At 31.1% G+C, this 20,495-nt stretch carries 17 protein-coding genes and 1 tRNA gene; 7 read left to right on the top strand and 11 right to left on the bottom strand.

Annotated elements, in window-relative coordinates:
* Nucleotides 1-152: 152 nt before the first annotated feature.
* From rpsA to ABMY20_RS05330, 7 genes are all read left to right on the top strand, one after another.
* The gene (rpsA, locus tag ABMY20_RS05360; protein WP_047788829.1) at nt 153-1,922 is read left to right on the top strand and encodes a 30S ribosomal protein S1; all 1,770 of its coding nucleotides are present in this window, start codon (nt 153-155) and stop codon (nt 1,920-1,922) included.
* A 234-nt stretch (nt 1,923-2,156) separates the two neighbouring features.
* Nucleotides 2,157-3,188 carry a hypothetical protein gene (locus ABMY20_RS05355; protein WP_349264800.1) on the top strand — a complete coding sequence of 344 codons (1,032 nt, stop codon included), beginning with the start codon at nt 2,157-2,159 and terminating at the stop codon, nt 3,186-3,188.
* Nucleotides 3,189-3,349: 161 nt separating this feature from the next.
* Nucleotides 3,350-4,744, top strand: coding sequence for a phosphoglucosamine mutase (gene glmM / locus ABMY20_RS05350; RefSeq protein WP_349264799.1), 1,395 nt, complete (start codon nt 3,350-3,352; stop codon nt 4,742-4,744).
* Nucleotides 4,745-4,781: 37 nt separating this feature from the next.
* Nucleotides 4,782-5,594: a hypothetical protein gene (locus ABMY20_RS05345; protein ID WP_047788827.1), complete on the top strand. Its 813-nt coding sequence runs from the start codon at nt 4,782-4,784 to the stop codon at nt 5,592-5,594.
* 102 nt (nt 5,595-5,696) lie between these two features.
* Nucleotides 5,697-7,163, top strand: coding sequence for an aminotransferase class V-fold PLP-dependent enzyme (locus ABMY20_RS05340; RefSeq protein WP_167713839.1), 1,467 nt, complete (start codon nt 5,697-5,699; stop codon nt 7,161-7,163).
* Nucleotides 7,164-7,170: 7 nt separating this feature from the next.
* The gene (locus ABMY20_RS05335) at nt 7,171-8,226 is read left to right on the top strand and encodes a M14 family zinc carboxypeptidase (protein ID WP_159615530.1); all 1,056 of its coding nucleotides are present in this window, start codon (nt 7,171-7,173) and stop codon (nt 8,224-8,226) included.
* Nucleotides 8,227-8,308: 82 nt separating this feature from the next.
* A complete protein-coding gene (locus tag ABMY20_RS05330) occupies nt 8,309-8,788 on the top strand; it encodes a winged helix-turn-helix transcriptional regulator (protein WP_047788824.1) in 480 nt (159 codons plus the stop codon).
* Between the two features lie 138 nt (nt 8,789-8,926).
* Here the strand turns inward: ABMY20_RS05330 and ABMY20_RS05325 are convergent, their stop codons facing one another.
* From ABMY20_RS05325 to ABMY20_RS05275, 11 genes are all read right to left on the bottom strand, one after another.
* Complete coding sequence (locus ABMY20_RS05325; RefSeq protein WP_349264798.1) at nt 8,927-9,622, bottom strand: pseudouridine synthase; 696 nt, start codon at nt 9,620-9,622, stop codon at nt 8,927-8,929.
* A 4-nt stretch (nt 9,623-9,626) separates the two neighbouring features.
* On the bottom strand, nt 9,627-10,829 hold the full coding sequence (locus ABMY20_RS05320; RefSeq protein WP_167713837.1) for a multidrug effflux MFS transporter: 1,203 nt from the start codon (nt 10,827-10,829) through the stop codon (nt 9,627-9,629).
* Nucleotides 10,830-11,386: 557 nt separating this feature from the next.
* Entirely contained in the window at nt 11,387-12,319 is a 933-nt protein-coding gene (locus ABMY20_RS05315) for a helix-turn-helix domain-containing protein (RefSeq protein ID WP_239179672.1), read from the bottom strand.
* 39 nt (nt 12,320-12,358) lie between these two features.
* The gene (locus ABMY20_RS05310; protein WP_073184181.1) at nt 12,359-13,471 is read right to left on the bottom strand and encodes an MBL fold metallo-hydrolase; all 1,113 of its coding nucleotides are present in this window, start codon (nt 13,469-13,471) and stop codon (nt 12,359-12,361) included.
* A gap of 29 nt (nt 13,472-13,500) precedes the next feature.
* Nucleotides 13,501-13,866: a hypothetical protein gene (locus ABMY20_RS05305; protein WP_073183993.1), complete on the bottom strand. Its 366-nt coding sequence runs from the start codon at nt 13,864-13,866 to the stop codon at nt 13,501-13,503.
* Between the two features lie 64 nt (nt 13,867-13,930).
* Nucleotides 13,931-14,872 carry a hypothetical protein gene (locus ABMY20_RS05300; protein WP_349264797.1) on the bottom strand — a complete coding sequence of 314 codons (942 nt, stop codon included), beginning with the start codon at nt 14,870-14,872 and terminating at the stop codon, nt 13,931-13,933.
* Nucleotides 14,873-15,459: 587 nt separating this feature from the next.
* A complete protein-coding gene (locus tag ABMY20_RS05295) occupies nt 15,460-16,560 on the bottom strand; it encodes a slipin family protein (protein WP_349264796.1) in 1,101 nt (366 codons plus the stop codon).
* Between the two features lie 412 nt (nt 16,561-16,972).
* Nucleotides 16,973-17,039 (bottom strand) — tRNA-OTHER (locus ABMY20_RS05290).
* Nucleotides 17,040-17,359: 320 nt separating this feature from the next.
* Nucleotides 17,360-17,866: a hypothetical protein gene (locus ABMY20_RS05285; RefSeq protein ID WP_349264795.1), complete on the bottom strand. Its 507-nt coding sequence runs from the start codon at nt 17,864-17,866 to the stop codon at nt 17,360-17,362.
* Between the two features lie 4 nt (nt 17,867-17,870).
* Nucleotides 17,871-18,560: a peptide chain release factor H gene (gene prfH / locus ABMY20_RS05280; protein WP_349264794.1), complete on the bottom strand. Its 690-nt coding sequence runs from the start codon at nt 18,558-18,560 to the stop codon at nt 17,871-17,873.
* Between the two features lie 100 nt (nt 18,561-18,660).
* Nucleotides 18,661-20,052 carry an RtcB family protein gene (locus ABMY20_RS05275; protein ID WP_349264793.1) on the bottom strand — a complete coding sequence of 464 codons (1,392 nt, stop codon included), beginning with the start codon at nt 20,050-20,052 and terminating at the stop codon, nt 18,661-18,663.
* Nucleotides 20,053-20,495: the final 443 nt, after the last annotated feature.

Below are 20,495 nucleotides of genomic sequence, written 5' to 3'. Positions count from 1 at the left end.
GTTACTTCAATAATTATTCGTAAATTTGCAGGCCTTTTTACGAGTACAGATTTAAAAAGGATAGAAAATAACATTTATTAAGTTTAATTTCTCTTGGCGTTAGTATCGTTAAAAATCTGGTTAACAAAAAGATACAAATATTTATTTCAGACATGTCTGAAGAAACAAAAAACACAGCAGAAGCTGTAAATCCAGCAGAATTTTTAGCAACCTTTAACTGGCACAAATACGAAGAAGGTATTGATGAAGTTGATGAGTCTAAATTAAAAGAATTTGAAAAAGCCTTAGAAGGTACTGTAGGGTTCGTAAACGAGCGCGATGTTATCGAAGGTGAAGTAGTACGTATTACTGATCGTGATGCTATTATCGACATTAACTCTAAATCTGAAGGTGTAATTTCGTTAAACGAATTCCGTTACAACCCAAATTTAGCTGTTGGAGACAAAGTAGAAGTATTAGTTGACAAAAGAGAAGACTCTTCAGGTCAATTAGTATTATCTCACAAAAAAGCACGTGTAATCAAAGCTTGGGATCGTGTTAACAATGCACACGAAACTGGTGAAATCGTTAACGGTTTTGTTAAGTGTAGAACTCGTGGAGGTATGATCGTTGATGTATTTGGTATTGAAGCATTCTTACCAGGTTCTCAAATAGATGTGAAGCCTATCCGTGACTACGATCAATATGTAGAAAAAACTATGGAATTCAAAGTTGTGAAAATCAACCACGAATTTAAAAACGTAGTAGTATCTCATAAAGCATTAATTGAAGCTGATTTAGAAGATCAAAAACGTGAAATTATCGGTCAATTAGAAAAAGGACAAGTACTAGAAGGTGTTGTTAAAAACATTACTTCTTATGGTGTATTTGTTGACTTAGGAGGTGTTGACGGATTAATTCATATTACTGATTTATCTTGGTCTCGTATCAACCACCCGAACGAAGTTGTTGAGTTAGATCAAAAATTAAACGTTGTAATCTTAGACTTTGATGATAACAAGTCAAGAATTCAATTAGGATTAAAACAATTATCTGCTCACCCATGGGAAGCTTTAAATGCTGACTTAAAAGTTGGTGATAAAGTAAAAGGTAAAGTAGTTGTTTTAGCTGATTATGGTGCATTTGTAGAGGTTGAAGAAGGAGTAGAAGGATTAATCCACGTATCTGAAATGTCATGGTCAACTCACTTACGTTCTGCACAAGATTTCGTAAAAGTTGGTGATGAAGTAGAAGCTCAAATCTTAACATTAGACCGCGAAGAGCGTAAAATGTCTTTAGGTATGAAGCAATTACACCCAGATCCATGGACAGATATTACTACTAAATATCCAGTAGGTTCTAAACACACTGGTACTGTACGTAACTACACTAACTTTGGTGTATTCGTAGAGTTAGAAGAAGGTATTGATGGATTAGTATATATCTCTGATTTATCTTGGACTAAGAAAATTAAGCACCCATCAGATTTCGTAACTGTAGGTGATCAATTAGAAGTTCAAGTATTAGAATTAGACGTAGAGAACCGTAAATTAAACTTAGGTCACAAGCAAACTCAAGATAACCCTTGGGATGCTCATGAATCTACTTATACAATCGGATCTATCCACGAAGGTACTATCAAAGAGAAAAATGATAAAGGTGCAACTGTAGTATTTGCTGATGGTGTTGAAGCTTTCGCTCCAACTCGTTTCTTAGAAAAAGAAGACGGAGGTAAATTAGCTAAAGGTGATGAAACTAAGTTCCAAGTAACTGAGTTTAGTAAAGAATACCGTAGAATTGTTGTTTCTCATACTTCTATCTTTAGAGAAGAAGAACAAAAGAACATTAAAGCTGCTGCTGCTAAAGCTCAAGAAGTAGAAAAAACTACTTTAGGAGATATCGGTGGATTAGCTGAATTAAAGAAGAAAATGGAAGGAAAATAATCCGAACAATTTCTTGAAATTTATAAACCGTTAAGCTGTAAAGTTTAACGGTTTTTTTGTTAAAAATTTTGGAAGTTATTATTATTATTATTATTATCCATGACAAGGAAAAAATGCAATAAATGAAGTAAATTACTTCATTCTCTCCTAAAAAAGAAAAAGAATGTTTATAAAATTGCACACATTCTTTTTTAATTATTTTTAGAAAAAACAATAACGTTAAAAATCAACAAAATGAAAAAAAAAGGATTACCACTAATTACTTTTAAATTAATTTTTATAGTATTATTTATTATTGTCCAATCTTGTCAAAAAAGTGAGGAGATTATAGAATTTAAAGGCGATACAAATACAATACCTAGTCCAGAATCAAATTCTGACTTGCAAAAAGCATATGAAGATAAAATAGGAATTAACTTAAAGAATAGAAGTCGTTTTGGAGAATCATTTACTTTTATTTCTTCTTCTGAAAAAGTTAAAGACAACTTGATACATGGAGTGGAAGTTTTAGAAGATTTAAACCTCACTCACGATTCTAAATCTAGAAGCTTTTTATTAAATTTTGAAAGTTTTGAATCAAAAATAGGGTTTTTAATTAGGTTTGTTAAAATCAATGATGGTAAATATACAGAGATTGTTAGTATTGTAAATGGAGAAACAATAGCTTATTTACCAGAAAACATTACGAGTAAAGAATACCTAAATAAAGACAGAAATAATATGAAAGGTGTTACAACTAAAAAAACTTGTTATATAGACATAACTAAATGTAAAAAAGTAAAAGAAGAAGATTCATCTTTTCCAATTCCTTTGAGTAATGAAGATCCTATAGACTGTATAATAGGACAATTAATAGGTGAGTTAGAGGCTCAGGGTTGTACATCAATTAAATATGGTAAAACAGGAGACGGTCCATATAAAGACACTCCTTATGATGGAGAGATAATAGAACCTGAAGGACCAGAACCTTCTTTAACATGTAGTGATTTAGTGAAAATAGAAACGAAACTAGAAATAAGGAATAACACGCTGGGGCAAAAAATACCACAATATATTTACTTAAAAAAAGCAGATATTGGTTGGGTAACAAACACAAATCATAGATTAGAAGAACCTTTAGATCCTAGAAAATCAGGGTATAGACGTTACAATATTATCGGGTTAACTAGTAATGATGGACTAGTTTATGGAGAATGTGAAGTTGAGATTACAAATAGTTTTATACGCCCTGATGATTTGATAATTTCATCTGTTTTGGGGTTATAATAATCTTAAAGAGTTTACTTTATGACGTCCTAAAAAACTGTTGTATTATTAATGGTTTTTTAGGACTAGTCATATGTAACAAATGTTACAGTTAAAGCTCTCCCTTTTTAAAGGATACTTTCTTAAATAGCTTTATATTTGCTCACCAATTAAAAATTAATATGACACTTATTAAATCGATATCAGGTATTAGAGGTACCATAGGCGGAAATACAGGTGACAATTTAACACCTATAGATGCTGTAAAATTTGCAGCAGCTTATGGTACGTTTATAAAAAAGAAAAACTCCGAAAAAGAAAAAATTACCATTGTAATAGGTAGAGATGCCCGTATTTCGGGTAAAATGATAAGTAACTTAGTCGCAAATACCTTAGTAGGTTTAGGTATTAATGTAATCGATTTAGGTTTATCTACAACACCAACGGTTGAAGTTGCTGTCCCTATAGAAAAAGCGGATGGAGGTATTATTTTAACTGCTTCACACAATCCAAAACAGTGGAATGCTTTAAAATTATTGAATGACAAAGGAGAGTTTTTAAATGGTGAAGATGGAGCAGACATTTTAAAGATTGCTGAAAATGATGCCACAATTGAGTTTGCTGAAGTTGACGATTTAGGAGCGTATAGAAAAAAGAAGAACTACATAAAGAAGCATATCAAAGAAGTTTTAAAACTAGATTTAGTAGATAAGAAAGCCATCAAAAAAGCGAAATTTAAAGTTGTTGTTGATGGTGTAAACTCTACTGGAGGTATCGCTATTCCTGCTTTACTAAAAGAATTAGGAGTAAAATGTGTAGAATTATATTGTGAACCCAACGGACATTTTCCACACAATCCAGAACCTTTGAAAGAACACTTAACGGATATTTCTGAATTAGTAGTGAAGGAAAAAGCAGATTTAGGTATTGTAGTAGATCCTGATGTAGACCGTTTAGCGCTAATTTCTGAAGATGGTTCTATGTTTGGAGAAGAATACACTTTAGTAGCTTGTGCCGATTATGTTTTAGGTCAATTAGGAGGTGGTAACACTGTTTCTAACCTATCATCCTCAAGAGCTTTACGAGATGTTACTGAAAAACATGGAGGAACATACACAGCAAGCGCAGTAGGAGAGGTGAACGTAGTACAAATGATGAAGGATACCAATACTGTAATTGGAGGAGAAGGTAACGGAGGAATTATCTATCCAGAATCTCATTATGGAAGAGATTCATTAGTAGGAGTCGCTTTATTTTTGTCACATTTAGCACATAAAAAGACATCTTGTAAAGCCTTAAGAGATTCATACCCTAGCTACTTTATGAGCAAAAATAAAATCCAGTTAACACCACAAATTGATGTTGATAAGATTTTAGAAGCCATGGCTAACAATTACAAAAATGAAGATGTAAACACTATTGATGGTGTAAAAATTGATTTTGCTAACGAGTGGGTACATCTACGTAAATCGAATACTGAGCCAATCATCAGAATTTATACAGAAAGTACTAGCCAAGACAATGCAGATGCTTTAGCTAAAAGATTTATAACTGAAATACAACAAATAATACAATAGTTCTTTGAAATTAAAAATAGTAAGTTTATTAATGCTGATGGTTTCAGCATCAATAATAGCGCAGAAGAAAAACGAAGAAATCATTCAAAAGAAAAAAGTAACTAACAAAGGAAAATTCTTCGTTTATTGGGGATGGAACTGGGCTAGTTATTCTAATTCAGATATTCGTTTTAAAGGAGCTAATTACGATTTTACATTACAAAATGTAAAAGCTCAAGATAGACAGACTAAGTTTTCATTTAATGATTATTTTAATCCAGGGAGAGTAACTATCCCTCAAACAAATTATAGAATAGGATATTTCTTTAAAGAAAACTATACTATTTCTATTGGAGTAGATCATATGAAATATGTAATGATAGCTGATCAAGATGTAAAAATTAATGGAAATATTAATATAGGAAACGCGAAGTATGATGGAACATATAATAACGAAACTATCAATTTAGCAGCAGATTTTTTACGTTTTGAACACACTGACGGTTTAAATTATGTAAATGTAGAAGTAAAACGTTTTGATGATGTGAGTCACTGGTTTGGTTTAAACTTAGAAAACTTACAAATTAATTTAACAGAAGGAGTGGGGCTTGGTATTTTATACCCAAGAACCAACACAACCCTTTTAGGCATGGAGCGTCACGATGATTTTCATTTATCAGGATACGGAGCTTCTATTGGAGGTGGTTTAAATATAACATTCTTAAAACACTTTTTTGTACAAGCGGATTTAAAAGGAGGTTATATTTATATGCCAGATGTTAGAACAACTAAAAGCCCTATAGATACAGCATCACAAAGTTTTTACTTTTTTGAAAATACCATTTTAATAGGAGGTAAATTTAGACTTTAATAACAAAGTATTATAAATACGTTAATATTATAACTATTTTAGGCAAACAAATAATATACTGCTAATTTTACGCTACCTAACAAACAACTAGAGATTTCAACTATGGATTTAGAACAGTATTTTGATAAGTTTAGAAAAAATATTGTAGGTATAGATCAGACTTTTCAAACACCTTACGGTGAAAAGAAAATGATTTATACAGATTGGACTGCAAGTGGAAGATTATATCGACCTATAGAAGAACAACTTTTAAATAAATTTGGACCTTTTGTAGCCAATACTCATACAGAAACTTCTACATCAGGAGCTGCTATGACTTTAGCCTATCACGAAGCACGAAATATTATTAAACGCCACGTAAACGCTTCTTCCAATGATGTTTTAATTACGGAAGGTTCTGGTATGACGGGAGTAGTGAATAAATTTCAACGTATTTTAGGACTAAAAATAAATGAAAATTTAAAAGAAAACACACAGGTTCCAGATGAAAAAAGACCTATTGTCTTTGTAAGTCATATGGAGCATCACTCGAACCAAACATCTTGGATTGAAACTATAGCAGATGTAGAGGTTGTTCCTTGTAATGATGAAGGTTTAGTGTGTTTAGATAAGTTTGAAGAAACTATAAAAAAATACTTAGATAGACCTATTAAAATAGCCTCTATAGTAGCAGGATCAAATGTAACAGGAATAAAAACAGACTACCATAAAGTAGCCTCTTTAATTCATCGTTACGGTGGTTTATGCTTTGTCGATTTTGCCTGTTCTGCACCTTATGTAGATATAAATATGCATCCAGAAAAAGAAGATGAATATTTAGATGCTATTTTCTTTTCTCCACATAAGTTTTTAGGAGGTCCAGGAAGTTCTGGGGTGTTGATTTTTAATAAAAAACTGTATAAAAACATGGTTCCTGATAATCCTGGAGGAGGAACGGTTAGTTATACAAATCCTTGGGGGCAACATGATTATTTTGATGATGTAGAAACGCGTGAAGATGGAGGGACACCAGCTTTTTTACAAACTATAAAAATAGCTTTATGTATTCAAGTAAAAGATCAAATGGGTACTGATAAAATAAAGGAACGTGAAGATGAAATCAACCCAATTATCTTTAACTGTTTAGAAAATTTGGAAGGAGTTAAAATATTAGCTCCAGATCATAAAGATCGTTTGAGTATTTTTTCTTTCTACTTTGAAAAATATCACTTTAACCTTGTTGTAAAATTACTAAACGACCGATTTGGAATTCAAACTAGAGGTGGATGTTCGTGTGCAGGAACTTATGGACATTTCTTATTAAATGTAGACCAAATAAGATCAAATGAAATAAAAGGTCAAATATTAGAAGGTTGTAATACAGAAAAACCAGGTTGGGTACGTTTATCAGTACATCCAACAATTACAAATGAAGAAGTACAATTTATTTGTGAATCGTTACAAACGTTAGCCGAAAATATTGAAGAATGGTCTAAAGACTATGAGTACGACATTGCTAAAAATGATTATGTACATAAAACCATTGAACCAATTGAAAAACAACTGGTAACTGATTGGTTTTCGTTATAATTATGATATGACACACTTAAAAAGCTCTTTTTTAGAAGATAATTATTCAAAAATTAAAGAAGACTCTATATCTGGAAGGTGGATAACACTAACAGATATAGAGCCTTTATATTTAGGCTTACAAAACTCAGAAATTCAAACAAAAATTATTGGAGAGTCTGAAGAAGGAAGGGCCATTTATAAATTAAAATTGGGAAAAGGTAAAAAAAGAATTCTTATTTGGAGTCAAATGCATGGAAATGAAAGTACAGGAACCAAAGCTGTATTCGATTTTTTAAACTTCTTACAACGCTTTCCTACTCACCAAATAACAAAATCTATTATAGATAATTGTAGTATTACCATTGTTCCTATGCTAAATCCAGATGGAGCACAAGCATATACACGTGTTAATGCTAACAATGTAGACTTAAACAGAGATGCTGTAGAATTAGAGGCCAAAGAAAGTAAACTTTTACGTAGTATTTTAGAAGAAGTAAATCCTCAATTTTGCTTCAATTTACATGATCAAAGAACTATTTTTGGTGTTGAAGGAACTAAAAACCCAGCAACAATATCGTTTTTGGCCCCTTCAGAAGAAGAAAAAAGAACAATTACAGAAGGGAGAAAAGAAACAATGAATGTAATTGTTGCTATGAATGATTTGTTACAAGAAATCATACCCAATCATGTTGGTCGTTATACGGATGAATTTTACCCTACAGCAACAGGAGACAATTTTCAAAAGTTAGGACATAATACAATACTAATTGAAGCAGGACATTTTGCAGGTGATTACGAAAGGGAAGAGGTTAGAAAATTCAATTTTTATGCGCTTTTACAGGGGATTTATCATATTTCTTTAACAAATAATTTTAAAGAGTTTAAAAAATATTTAGCTATCCCTAACAATATCAAGAACTTCTACGATGTGATTTATCGATCAAAAAATAATGAAAAAGATGTTGCATATCAGTATGTAGAAACTATAGAAAATGATAAATTTGCACTCGTTTTAACAAAGGAAAAAGAAGGTAACTTATCTATGTGTTTAGCTCACAAAGAATTCATAAAAAACAGTTAAAAATTCTACTTTCTTTAAATAAAACTTATTTTTTTTAGAAAAAAACCATATTTTAGCAATATTACTTGAAGAAAACAAAAAAATGAAGAAGTTCATACTAGATGAAATCGATCATCAAATTTTAGACATTTTAATTGAAAATGCTCGTACACCATTTACAGACATTGCAAAAAAACTGTTAGTATCTGCAGGTACTATACATGTACGCGTAAAAAAAATGGAAGACGAAGGAATTATTCAAGGATCTACTTTAACCTTGAATTATGAAAAAATGGGGTATTCATTTATTGCTCACGTTGGAATTTTTTTAGAGAAGACATCTATGACACAACATGTTTTAGACAATTTAAGATTGATTCCTAATGTAACTGTAGCCTACGTAACTGCAGGAAAATATAATATTTTCTGTAAAGTACGTGCTAAAAACACTAACGATGCAAAAGACATTATTTACAGAATAGATGATATTCATGGCGTTAATAGAACAGAAACAATGATTGCTCTTGAAGAAAGCATCAATGATAAAAAGCGTTTAATGCACGCAATTTTTAAAGATATTTAAAAAACTATTTTTAAAAAAGTTAAAAGGGTAGCATAATTATGCTACCCTTTTTTATTGTTTTCAATAAATTAGCTATTTCTATTCAAATAAAAACAGTATTTAATTTATAAAAAAGAGTAGAGTATAAGGAGACTATTATTATAAACTCCAATTAAACTTTTCATAAACTACATACCAATCTTTAGGGAAATCAGCTTTAATTAATAATTTTTTATTCGAATATGGATGAATGAACTCTAAAGAATAAGCGTGTAAAAAAAGGTTTTCACAATCAAAATTATCAATAAACATTGTATTGTGATTTTTATCACCGTATTTAGGATCTCCAATTAAAGGATGACTAATTTTGTTCATATGGATTCGTAACTGGTGTAATCTACCTGTTTTAGGGGCTAACTTTACCAAACTATACCTAGATGTGTCATAAGGTTTTACAGGAATATTTACTGTAACCGTTTTTATAGTACTTAAATGTGTTTCTGCATCTTTATGTACGTTGGCATCTCTTCCTTTTACTGGAGAATCTATAATTTTAGTTTCAGGAGCATGACCTCTAACAACTCCATAATACGTTTTTTGTATTTCATTATTAGTAAACAGTTCTTGAAACTTAGCTACAAACTTTGTTTCCTTAGAAAGTAATATAATTCCAGACGTTTTTCTATCAAGACGATGAATTGGATACATTTTTTGATTGAATTGCTGTAGAATTATTTGTAACAAAGAATTTTCATCAGCAACATTTCTAGAATGATGCGCATGATGTACAACAACATTATTAGGTTTTGATACGCACAACACATATTCATCTTCATAAATAACATCTAGCTTCATTATACTATTCGTTTACTGGTTTTAATTTGGTGAAGTTTAAAAGGAGTAAAGATAACGCACCACATATAAAAAAACCTATAAAAAGTGGGAGAGTAGTGGTTTCAACATATTTTCCTATAAATGTAGCAATTGGTACTGCCATAATGGTAGATACAAATCCGTTAATTGCAGCTCCAATTCCAGCAATATGTCCAACAGGCTGCATTGCTAATGCTCGAAGATTTCCAAATAAAAATCCGATAGAGAAAAACTGTAGTGCAAAGAAGATTAATAATACTACAATACTTGGATTTTCCTTTTGATAAAATAATGTTATATAAATAATGGGAACAATTGAAAACATAATTAAAAAGAATGAAACGAGTTTATGCATTCCAAACTTCATAACAAATGAACCATTTAAAAAAGTAGCAAAACCAACAGAAATGGCTAAACCGGCAAAGATGTACGGAAATTCGTCTACCAATAAATATTGCTCTTGAAAAATTTGTTGTGAAGCACTTAAATATACCATAAATGACCCTGTAATAAAACCAGATATAAGTGTAAAAATTACAGCTTGTTTATATTTTATAAATTCTTTTGACCCATCTAAAAATAAACGAAATGCAAACTTAATTCTGTTTTCTTCTTGAAGAGTTTCTGGTTGGCGCTTCCATAACCAAAACATTACTAAAACACCAAATATTAGTTGACTATAAAATATAGATTTCCATCCGTAAGCATCCAACATTAACTTACCAATAGCAGGAGCTACAACAGGAACTAAAATAAAAATCACCACAATAAACGACATAATTTTAGCCATGTAGTTTCCACTAAAACTATCTCTAACCATGGCAATACTAATTGTTCTAGGAGCAGAGAGTCCTATTCCTTGTAAGACTCTTCCTAAAACCATCATTTCTATGTTTGTAGCACTAACACAAATAAAGCTTGCAATAACAAAAAGTATAAAACCACCATAAATAACAGGCTTTCTTCCTAAACTATCAGAAATTGGCCCAGAAATTAATTGCCCAAAGCCTAGTCCTAAAAAAATCATTGTTACTAATAATTGACTATCGTGCGATCCTTGTTGAACTCTAATACTAATACCTATTTGTTCTAAAGCTGGGAGTAATGCATCTATTGATAAAGCTACTAATGACATTAGAGAAGCCATTAAAGCAATGAATTCTAATTTCGATTGATTATTTTTTTGCATTAGGCAAAAATACTGCCTTTATTTTAGTTAGAAGTATGGGTAAAAGTTAAAAAAAGGCTGCTTTTTTAACAGCCTTAAACAAACAATACTATAAACTATATATGTCTAATAAAAAAGACGCTGCCAAGAATAAAATGTAGTGAAACAAAAAAATGTAATAAAGTGAAGGGGCTTTTTATTCAGAACAGCGTCATATACTATATACATCTTACAATTTATGAAACAGTTATAATTAAAATAACCCTACTTTTTTTGTTAAAAAAATATTATAGATATTATTAATAATTAAATAAAAAAATAAAGAGTAAACAAGGGTGAATTATATTTATCCTTGTTTATAAAAAAAACTAAGCCATAACATCGAAAGATGCTTATACAACTTCAGACTTATAATAAAAATCTACATGACTAAATTCATCAAATGCTAATGTTATGTTATTATTGGTAAATTTTGCTATAAATTGGGTAGAGCAAGGGGTAGTAGATGCATTTGTACTATATATTACTAAACTTGGTTGTACAATTTTATCTGCATAAGCCTTTCCAATAATTAAAATCTAATTCAAAGAAGAATACTTTTTTATGTATTCTTTTGGGCTCATTCCTACCTTTTTTTTAAAAACTCTAGTGAAATATTGAGGATATTCAAACCCCAGTTTATATGCCGTTTCAGATATTGAAAAATTTGGATTCAACAATAAACTTTTAGCTTCATCAACTAAAAATAAATTGATTTGGTCTACAGCTGTCTTTCCTGTCTCAGCTTTTATAGTGTCACTCATATAACGATGACTTACATTTAATTGTGTAGCCATCCAATCTAAAGTAGGGATTCCCTCTTCAGCAAATAAGTTTTGTTCAAAATAGGTGTTTAATATATCTTTAAATTTGGTAATTAAAATCTTGTTATCATCAGTTCTATTTAAAAACTGTCTTTTGTAAAACCTATCAGCATACTTTAATAAAGTTTCTAATTGAGAAATAATGATTTCTTTGCTAAACTCATCATGATTATTATAATATTCGGCTTTAATACTCTTGAAAATATTTTTTACTATCTCTTCTTCTTTAGGTGATAGATGAAGTGCTTCGTTTACATTGTAATTAAAGAAATTATAGGTCTTGATTTTTTCATAAATATCAAGGCTTTGTATATAATTTTTATGAAATGCTATATGATAACTCTCTGAACTAAACACCAAATCTTTAAATATTAAAGTTTGGTTTGGCGCTGTAAACAACATTGTTCCTTTAGTACAATCATATTTAGTACGTCCATAAGAGAGTTCCCCTGAAATAATGTTCTTTAGGCTGATACCATAAAACTGGCAATTTATTTCTACAGGTTCGTCAAAAGCATAAGCTTCACAACTCTCATATTCATCTTCTTCTAATTCAGTATGGATAATACTAAATAAAGGATTTTCAGGCATTTTTAAACTAAAATGGTCGTGGAATTCTGTTATGGAATTGAAGTTAAGACTTGACATTTTCATGATTTCTGTACTTTGTAAATCTACGATTTATTATTAATATTCATTCCACCAGCTGGAATCACTGTTTTCGATATTATTTATGGTAAATGTTTGGCCAATTCTTGGTGCTACCAAAGGTATGTTTAGTTCATTTGCTTTTTTAGTAACACGTTCAATTGGGTCTGTCCAAGAGTGTAATGCCAGTTTAAAACCTGCCCAATGAATTGGCATTATTTTTTTTGCTTGTAAATCTACGCCTGCTTGCGCAGTTTGCTCTGGAAGCATATGTATGTCTTGCCATTGCTCATCGTACTGTCCGCATTCTAGCATTGCAAAATCGAATGGTCCATATTTGTTGCCGATTTCTGTAAAGTGTTCACCATAACCACTATCTCCACTAAAAAAGATGTTATCAGTTGGTGTTTTGATTATCCATGAACTCCATAAAGTACTCTGATGATTATTCATTTTTCTACCAGAGAAATGTTGAGATGGTGTACAGATAAACTGCAAACCTTTATATGTTGTTTCTCCCCACCAATCAAGTTCCGTAATTTTTTCTTCGGAAATTCCCCAAGCTTTTAAATGCACTCCAACGGCTAGTGGAACAAAATAGTGTTCTACTTTTGATTTTAGCTTTTCAATACTTTCATAATCTAAATGATCGTAATGGTCGTGGGAAATGACTACAGCATCTATTTTAGGTAATTTCTCAATTTCTAAAGGTATCTCTTTATTAAAACGATTTTCACCTAAAAAGTTCATTGGTGCAGCTACTTTACCAAACATTGGGTCAATTAGAATGTTTTTTCCTTGTGTTTGCATTAAGAAAGCCGAATGCCCATACCAAATGAAGCGTGTGTCACCTTTATAATCAGCAACATTTATCGAATCTATTTTTTGAACGTGTAAGTCTTGCTTTGGTCTTCCGTTTTTAACTTTGGTAGTAAAGAATTTCCAAGATAATTTTACCATATCATTAAACCCTAAATTTTGCGGAACGTTTGCATCCTTATTACGGAATTTGCCATTTTCGTATTGTTTAGAACTAGTATAAGATTGGTAATCTTTTTTTGTGACGTCGCCACCGAAAGAAGGATAAAATTTGACAATCAAAACGTAAGCAACTATCAAAATACCAATAAGTGATAAGAGGGTAATCAACATTTTTTTTATAATTTTTTGTATACTATTTTTCATAGACTTTTGGGAATAAGTTCTAAAGTAGACGCTTCATGTTTTTTTGTGTCAAAAGTCAATCGCATTACTGGATAAATCAATCCTAATAATTTTAGATATGCTTTATTTACTTTAGGGTTTATTTCTTCTAAATCCGTAGGAATAACACCATCAATATCTACAACTGTGTTACCAGTTTTCATAGTACCTTCAGGATGCTTTAAAAAAGCATGATGCCAGCTTCGTTTTCCGAACTTATACTGACGTACAAAAAAACGTCCTTCAATTGCGACGATAGTGATATCAATAAAACGATGATTACCACATTTAATTTGATGTACTTTCTGTCCTTTCACTAGTGTTTCTAGTTCTTGTATTTTCATATTGAAAAGCTTAAGACGTTATTAATCGATTAGGAGTTTAATACTTGTAAAAATTCTATCTAAATTATTTATTAAAAAATTCTGCTACAGCATCTGTTGATGCTTTTACAGCTTCAGGCTTATAATAAAAATCTACATGAGTAAACTCATCAAATGCTAATGTTGTGTTATCATTAGTAAGTTTTGCTATAAATTGGGTAGAGCAGGGGGCAGTAGATGCATTGGTACTATATATTACTAAACTTGGTTGTACAATTTTATCTGCATAAGCCTCTCCAATAGAAATTAAAGACTGCATGGCTTGGTCTGCAATATGTATGTTTGAAGCATTTTTAACAGTTCCAGGGCCTTTTTCACCGTTTTTTCCATAGTAATTATACGTTTCTTCTGCCATTACTGGGTAAGCGGCAGTAGTAACAAACTCTTCTTTAGTCATTTCATCATCTAATCCAAATGGAGCATAATAATCAGGTTCTCCAGTTTCGTACTGTTTTTGCATAGAATCATTAGCAGCTGCAATCATAGGATCTGTAACTTCTCTACCTAACCATTGAAAACCATCTGCTGCCATCATACCAGAAACCATTGCTATTTTCTTAATTCTATGGTCTGTAACTGCTGCTGATGCAATGATAGAACCACCCTGACAAACACCTAGTCCTTCAATCTCTTCTATAAAAGGAAGTGTACCGAGATAAGATACTGCATCCCAAGTATTTTCTATTAATCTAAACATGTATCTAGATTTTTTATATTCTCCTGGTAATGCTGGAGAATCTCCCATTCCTAAATAATCAAATCCCAAAAAAACAAACCCTCTTTTTGCCATTTCTGGTCCATAGGTTGCCATAACCTGTCCTTTAACTTGTGGAAACGGACTAGCACTTACTATGGCTTTGTACTTCTTGTTTGAATCAAATCCTTTAGGTAGGTAAAGATCTCCTGCTAATTCTACTCCAAATGACGTGAATGTCACACTATTTTTTCCTGCTTTTAAATTGTTCATCGTTTTTATTTTTTAGTCGATATTGTGTTATCTGTTATACTTTTTTGCTCTAGATTCTGCTTATAGCAACTGTACAGCTATAGAATTAATTACAATGCAAATTTATAGCCGTATTATCCTACAATACTTATACATTTTGGTATCAGACTTACACATTTTGGTTAAAACAATTTATTGCAAGAAGAAATTTCTCAAGGTATTAATGGTTAAATAATTTAATTTCTATTTTACATAATATTAATTATAATTCATTTTGAATTGTGTAAATAGAATGACGAAGTGTTTTTTATTTAATTGTAGATATGTTTTATGGTATCTACAAATTTGTTACAGTCATTTTACGACACTGTAATTTTATTCATATCCACATGTAGATAACCTGTAACAATCTTTTTTATAAGTGTTTAATATTCGTTGAAGTTTCTGAATTATATTTTTAAATATTATGTTAAATATAATTCTTATATCTCCGTCTGAAAACTATTTAAAAGTAAAAGAATTTAGAAGTTAGGTTTTAGATATAAACAAATTATATATTTTTTATACCTAACTTCTAAACTTCTAAAATTCTAATTTTGCCAATGTAATTATTTATTAGCTACAAATATTTCTTTTAACTGTTTAATTACATTTCCGTTTCCAGTAACTGTAATTTCTCCAATCTTATCAGCAATTTTTTCTACATACTCCATTTCTTTTAACTTAAACAACATTTCGTTGTCTTCCATTAATTTAGCAGTATTTAATAAGCTTCTCGTTGAGGCTGTTTCTTCTCTTCTGGTAATAATATTAGCTTGGGCTTTCTTTTGTGCTACCAATACCTGATTCATGATTTCTTTCATTTCTCCTGGTAAAATAACATCTCTAATTCCGCAACCTTGAATTACTACACCTAATTTTTCAGCATTCGCTTTTGTTTCTTCAAAAACTGCTTTTGACACATCTTCTTTGTTAGCTAATAATTCATCTAATGTGTAGTGCCCTACATATTTTCTCAATGCTAACTGCATGTTTACATATAATTGCTTTTCATAGTCTTTGTTAGCCAATAACGCTTTTTCAATATCAGTTACTTTGTACTGCGTATAAAAGTTAATTCTAACATTTGCTTTGTCTTTAGTTAACAATTCCTGACCTGCAATTTCTAATTGTAATTGTCTGGTGTCTACTTTCGCTATTTTAATAGTTGTTTCATTTTTCCAAAACCTATACGTCCCTCCTACCAATGTTTTTTGGTAGGTATCATTCACTAACAACACCGCTTTTTCGTAGGCAGCAACTTCAAAAGTTCTAACATATTTGTTTACCTCATAATTATTGAATAAAGAGGCATCAACTTTTTCAGTAATCTCAATCTTGCTTATATCTATTCTTTGAAAGGTTCTAGTAATAAACCCTTTCCAGAAAACATGTCTTCCAGCATTTAAAACTCTTTTAAAGTTATTATTTTCGTACATGAAAACTAACTCATTGTCTTGTACTTCAACAATCTCTAACATTGCTGCTAAAGTTGCGTCTTGTAACAACACTTCTAAAGCTACTGATGTATAAAAATCTTTTGTTAAATCGTATACTGCCATTGTTTGATTAAACCCTAACCAATGTGTACCCGCTTTAATTACCTTTATGTAATCTCCTTTTTTAAATACTAGTCCTACTTTTCCTTGATTAATTGTTATTCTTTTCATAATCTTTTTGTTTTTAATTGTTTATACGTTGTTTTTCTCACCATAGAGAAATTTGTTTGTTTTTGTAAAAAGTACTGAATGTTAATGCTTATAAGCCCACGGAAATAATAAGATTACATAGCTTTTGTATTGTTGTTTACTACATGGGTTATACTAATTGATACTATAACTGACATACTAAATTTCAATACATTGTTTATGTAATGGTTATTATTTCAAAGTACGTTTATAAGTGTTTATTTAAAAACTCATTAAACATTCAACACTTTTGGTTCATCAGTTTTACAAGGTGATGAGCTTCCTGATGACTTTTCTCAAGTCGTGAAGTCGGACTCGAACCGACATGCCGTTAGGCTTACCATAATTACTAGAACCGAAATCTAGCGCGTCTACCATTCCGCCATATCCTTTCAGATAGTGGGATTCGAACCCACACGAATTTTCTCTATTGCTTTAACCGGACTTAGCTACATAACTTTCGTTATGGCAGGATTCGAACCTGCGTACATAGAGTGCGATTATTTTTTGGTGAATAATCAAAACCTTCAAGACTAGTTGCATATACAATTCTAATACAAATACTGTAAGAGTGTATACAATGGTGCTATACAGAAACACGCAACAAGACTTGCTTGATATTTTTATTTATAATATGTAAATGAACTTTTATAACTACCTCATTATACCCTTTGTTATAATGAGGCTTTTCATAGCAATTTTTATCTCACAGCAAACATCTTTTTCATAATTACGCTGCAAATATTACACTGTATTGCGCAATGTTTTTGCGTACTAAAAATTATTTTTGATTTTTCTTAATTTTTTTCTTAGGAAGTTTATCCTCTACACGTTCTATATGTTCTCTTACAGTTCGCATATAGTCACTATTATACGTGTGTTTCTTAGCAAGTTTTAAAGTTTGTAATGATTTTTTATACGCTTCTTTCTGTTCATATAATTGGGCTTTACCAGTATATAAAATAGCTTTATCGGAACCTTTTACGGTTAATGCGAAATCAATGAATCGTTCAGCTTCCTCATAGTCTTCATTCCATAATAACACATTGATGTAATGTGGATATACGTTAAAAGCATACATATTTTCTGCTAAAGCCTCTGTATAATACAGTTTTGCTTTTTCAAAATCACCTAGGTGCTCTGCATAAATGCGTCCCATTAAGCACAACGCTACTACATTTTTTTCTTCATACGCCAAAGCGTATGTTAATGCCTCCATTGTTTCTTCTAATTCATAAGGAAAAGCATCTAATGCTTTAAATATGTAATTGTTTGCTAATGTTTTCATCTTATTATAATTGTTTACGCAACTCACTTTTTAATTGATTACGCGTTGTTTTAAATCTTTTTTTGTTCTTTTTAACTTTAAAATCAGTTCCAACAAATACTTTTACTGGATTTCCTCTTTCTAAGTCTAAATGGTTTTCCCATTCTTTTTTTATGGTGTTTTGTAATTGATTTATATTATGATTTCCTATCAAGGTTTTTAAACGTTGTACAGCTATTTTTTTATTCTGATGCTGTGAACGACTTTCTGAAACCAATACTTGAATTCCTGTTGTGCTATGTTTTGCTCGTACAGCAGAACTTACTTTATTTACATGTTGTCCACCAGGTCCAGAACTTCTAATTGCCTGAAACTCGATGTCTTTTTCTTGTATGGTTAACTCATTATTATATTCCAATTCAAAACAACCTATAAACCAGTTTTTGCGTTTATGGTATTTTCTAAAGGTTGATTTTCCTGTCCATTGAATAGTGCCCAACCAATCTTTTAAAAATAAAGACAGGTTATTTCCTTTTAATTGAACACTTACTGATTGTATGGTGCCATTCTCTATTCCATTTTCTTTATGAAGAATGTCATACGTTATCTTATGTTCTACTACAGCTTTTATAAATGCTTTTAGCACTTTTGCTACTACCCAGCAGCATTCCGAAGGTCCACGACCCGCTGTAAATTGTATTATTTTTATGTTCATTTTAATTTCCTATTCCTGTCATTACGAGTGAAACAAAGCAATCTGTTAATCGGTAAGCAGATTGCTTCAGTTGTTATCTCTTTCAGAATGACGATTCTTTTTACTTATCCATTCGTACGATTTTCGGTGTAAAAGTGCCTAATACTTCAACTAACTCTTGTTGATTAGCCATTACCTTTTTGATATTTTTATACGCCATAGGAGCTTCATCTACTCCACCTCCAATGAGCGTAACTTCATTCATTTTTAACTGATGCTTAATATCACTTTTGGTAAATTTCTCTTTACACTTCCTTCTTGAATGTTTTCTTCCTGCTCCGTGTGATGCCGATTGTAAACTCTCCTGGTTCCCTAAACCTCTAACAATGTATCCTGGTGCGGTCATAGACCCCGGAATTATACCCAATACTCCTTTATTGGCAGGTGTTGCTCCTTTTCTATGTACAATACATTCAACTCCATTTAGCTGTTCTTTCCAAGCAAAATTGTGATGATTCTCAATCATTGCTAAAGGTTTTATTCCTAATAACTTTGCAATTCGTTTATGAATATTATCATGACATGCCTTGGCATAATCACCTGCTAAATTCATTGCTAGCCAATATTCTTGTCCGTCATGCGTATCTAAATCTAACCATGCTAAATGTTGTACGTTTTTAGGTAACGGACATTGTTTACTCGCTAAATAGGTATAGTGTTTTGCAATGTTTGATCCCAATCCACGTGATCCACTATGTGTTAACAATCCCACATACTCTCCTACAGGCACGTTGAATTCATTGTATTCATCTGTTATGGTTACCTTTCCAAACTCTACAAAGTGATTTCCACCTCCAGAAGTTCCTAATTGATTATATGCTTTTACTTTTAACCGTTTTAGTAAAGGGATATCTTGGAACTCATTCCGTTCAAAAATTTCATGGTCTTGTTTTTTATCATGTGTTTCATACATTCCAAACTTGGTATGTTCCTTCAAGATATTTTCTAATTGATGTTGCTTTCCTTTTAAATAAGAAGCTTTCATCGGAAAAATACTCAATGCCATTCTACAGCCAATATCTACTCCTACCCCATACGGAATTACTGCATTTTCAGTAGCAAGCACGCCACCTATGGGTAATCCGTACCCTGAATGTGCATCAGGCATTAAAGCTCCTTGTACCGCAATTGGTAATTTTAAAGCATCGTACAACTGAAACTTAGCTTGCTCATCAATTTCATTTTCTCCATAAATAGAAAACGGAGCTCTTGTATTTCGTAATTCATGCATTTTAATTTCAACAGGCTTGGTTAAACCTTCAGCAACTTTACCCCAAATAGCATTTCCTTGATATTTTTCTGGATAAAGCAATACATTTTTTGCTTCTTCTAAAATGCGTTCTTTCTTTTCTTTTTTTCTATATCGGTTAATTTGCCCTAAGGCAATATTTATACTATTGTTTTTTGGAAAGCCTAATTTGATTAGATCTTTTCCTTTTAGTTTATTTCCCATGTTGAGACATTATAATGTTGGGCACCAATTTTCTAATTAGTGCTTTGTATCAATATTTTTCTCTTTGCTTCGGAAATTGAAAACTATGCGGAAATGTGTAGCATAAAAAAATCCGAAACGTTATTGAGGCTTCGGATTTTTCATATATAAGTTGTTGTTATTTCTATGTATGAAGAAAATCGCGAAGCGTGTGTACAAAAGAACCTGGTTCTTTTACTGTACTTATGTTTAATTGATATTTGAACATGCTTACTTCGTTTTTAAAAATTATTATTTTGTTGTTGAGTATGTTTATACTTGAACTGCGCTCTGTATAAAAATTACTGGTGCAAAGATGTGAGCCTTTTTTGAATTACACAAGTTTAAAATGATTTTATTTTACTAAAAATCAAACACTTATACTAAAATAAAGATATAAGTATCCTATCCGAATTTCTTCAGAC

The organism is Tenacibaculum sp. SSH1-16 (assembly GCF_040104435.1).
GTDB lineage: Bacteria > Bacteroidota > Bacteroidia > Flavobacteriales > Flavobacteriaceae > Polaribacter > Polaribacter mesophilus.
This window is presented reverse-complemented; position numbering and strand designations above follow the sequence as displayed.

Excerpts from the sequence above, each read along its gene's own strand:
- rpsA (WP_047788829.1), top strand. The coding sequence starts at position 153 with ATGTCTGAAGAAACAAAAAACACAGCAGAAGCTGTAAATCCAGCAGAA.
- ABMY20_RS05355 (WP_349264800.1), top strand. The coding sequence starts at position 2,157 with ATGAAAAAAAAAGGATTACCACTAATTACTTTTAAATTAATTTTTATA.
- glmM (WP_349264799.1), top strand. The coding sequence starts at position 3,350 with ATGACACTTATTAAATCGATATCAGGTATTAGAGGTACCATAGGCGGA.
- ABMY20_RS05345 (WP_047788827.1), top strand. The coding sequence starts at position 4,782 with ATGGTTTCAGCATCAATAATAGCGCAGAAGAAAAACGAAGAAATCATT.
- ABMY20_RS05340 (WP_167713839.1), top strand. The coding sequence starts at position 5,697 with ATGGATTTAGAACAGTATTTTGATAAGTTTAGAAAAAATATTGTAGGT.
- ABMY20_RS05335 (WP_159615530.1), top strand. The coding sequence starts at position 7,171 with ATGACACACTTAAAAAGCTCTTTTTTAGAAGATAATTATTCAAAAATT.
- ABMY20_RS05330 (WP_047788824.1), top strand. The coding sequence starts at position 8,309 with ATGAAGAAGTTCATACTAGATGAAATCGATCATCAAATTTTAGACATT.
- ABMY20_RS05325 (WP_349264798.1), bottom strand. The coding sequence starts at position 9,622 with ATGAAGCTAGATGTTATTTATGAAGATGAATATGTGTTGTGCGTATCA.
- ABMY20_RS05320 (WP_167713837.1), bottom strand. The coding sequence starts at position 10,829 with ATGCAAAAAAATAATCAATCGAAATTAGAATTCATTGCTTTAATGGCT.
- ABMY20_RS05315 (WP_239179672.1), bottom strand. The coding sequence starts at position 12,319 with ATGTCAAGTCTTAACTTCAATTCCATAACAGAATTCCACGACCATTTT.
- ABMY20_RS05310 (WP_073184181.1), bottom strand. The coding sequence starts at position 13,471 with ATGTTGATTACCCTCTTATCACTTATTGGTATTTTGATAGTTGCTTAC.
- ABMY20_RS05305 (WP_073183993.1), bottom strand. The coding sequence starts at position 13,866 with ATGAAAATACAAGAACTAGAAACACTAGTGAAAGGACAGAAAGTACAT.
- ABMY20_RS05300 (WP_349264797.1), bottom strand. The coding sequence starts at position 14,872 with ATGAACAATTTAAAAGCAGGAAAAAATAGTGTGACATTCACGTCATTT.
- ABMY20_RS05295 (WP_349264796.1), bottom strand. The coding sequence starts at position 16,560 with ATGAAAAGAATAACAATTAATCAAGGAAAAGTAGGACTAGTATTTAAA.
- ABMY20_RS05285 (WP_349264795.1), bottom strand. The coding sequence starts at position 17,866 with ATGAAAACATTAGCAAACAATTACATATTTAAAGCATTAGATGCTTTT.
- prfH (WP_349264794.1), bottom strand. The coding sequence starts at position 18,560 with ATGAACATAAAAATAATACAATTTACAGCGGGTCGTGGACCTTCGGAA.
- ABMY20_RS05275 (WP_349264793.1), bottom strand. The coding sequence starts at position 20,052 with ATGGGAAATAAACTAAAAGGAAAAGATCTAATCAAATTAGGCTTTCCA.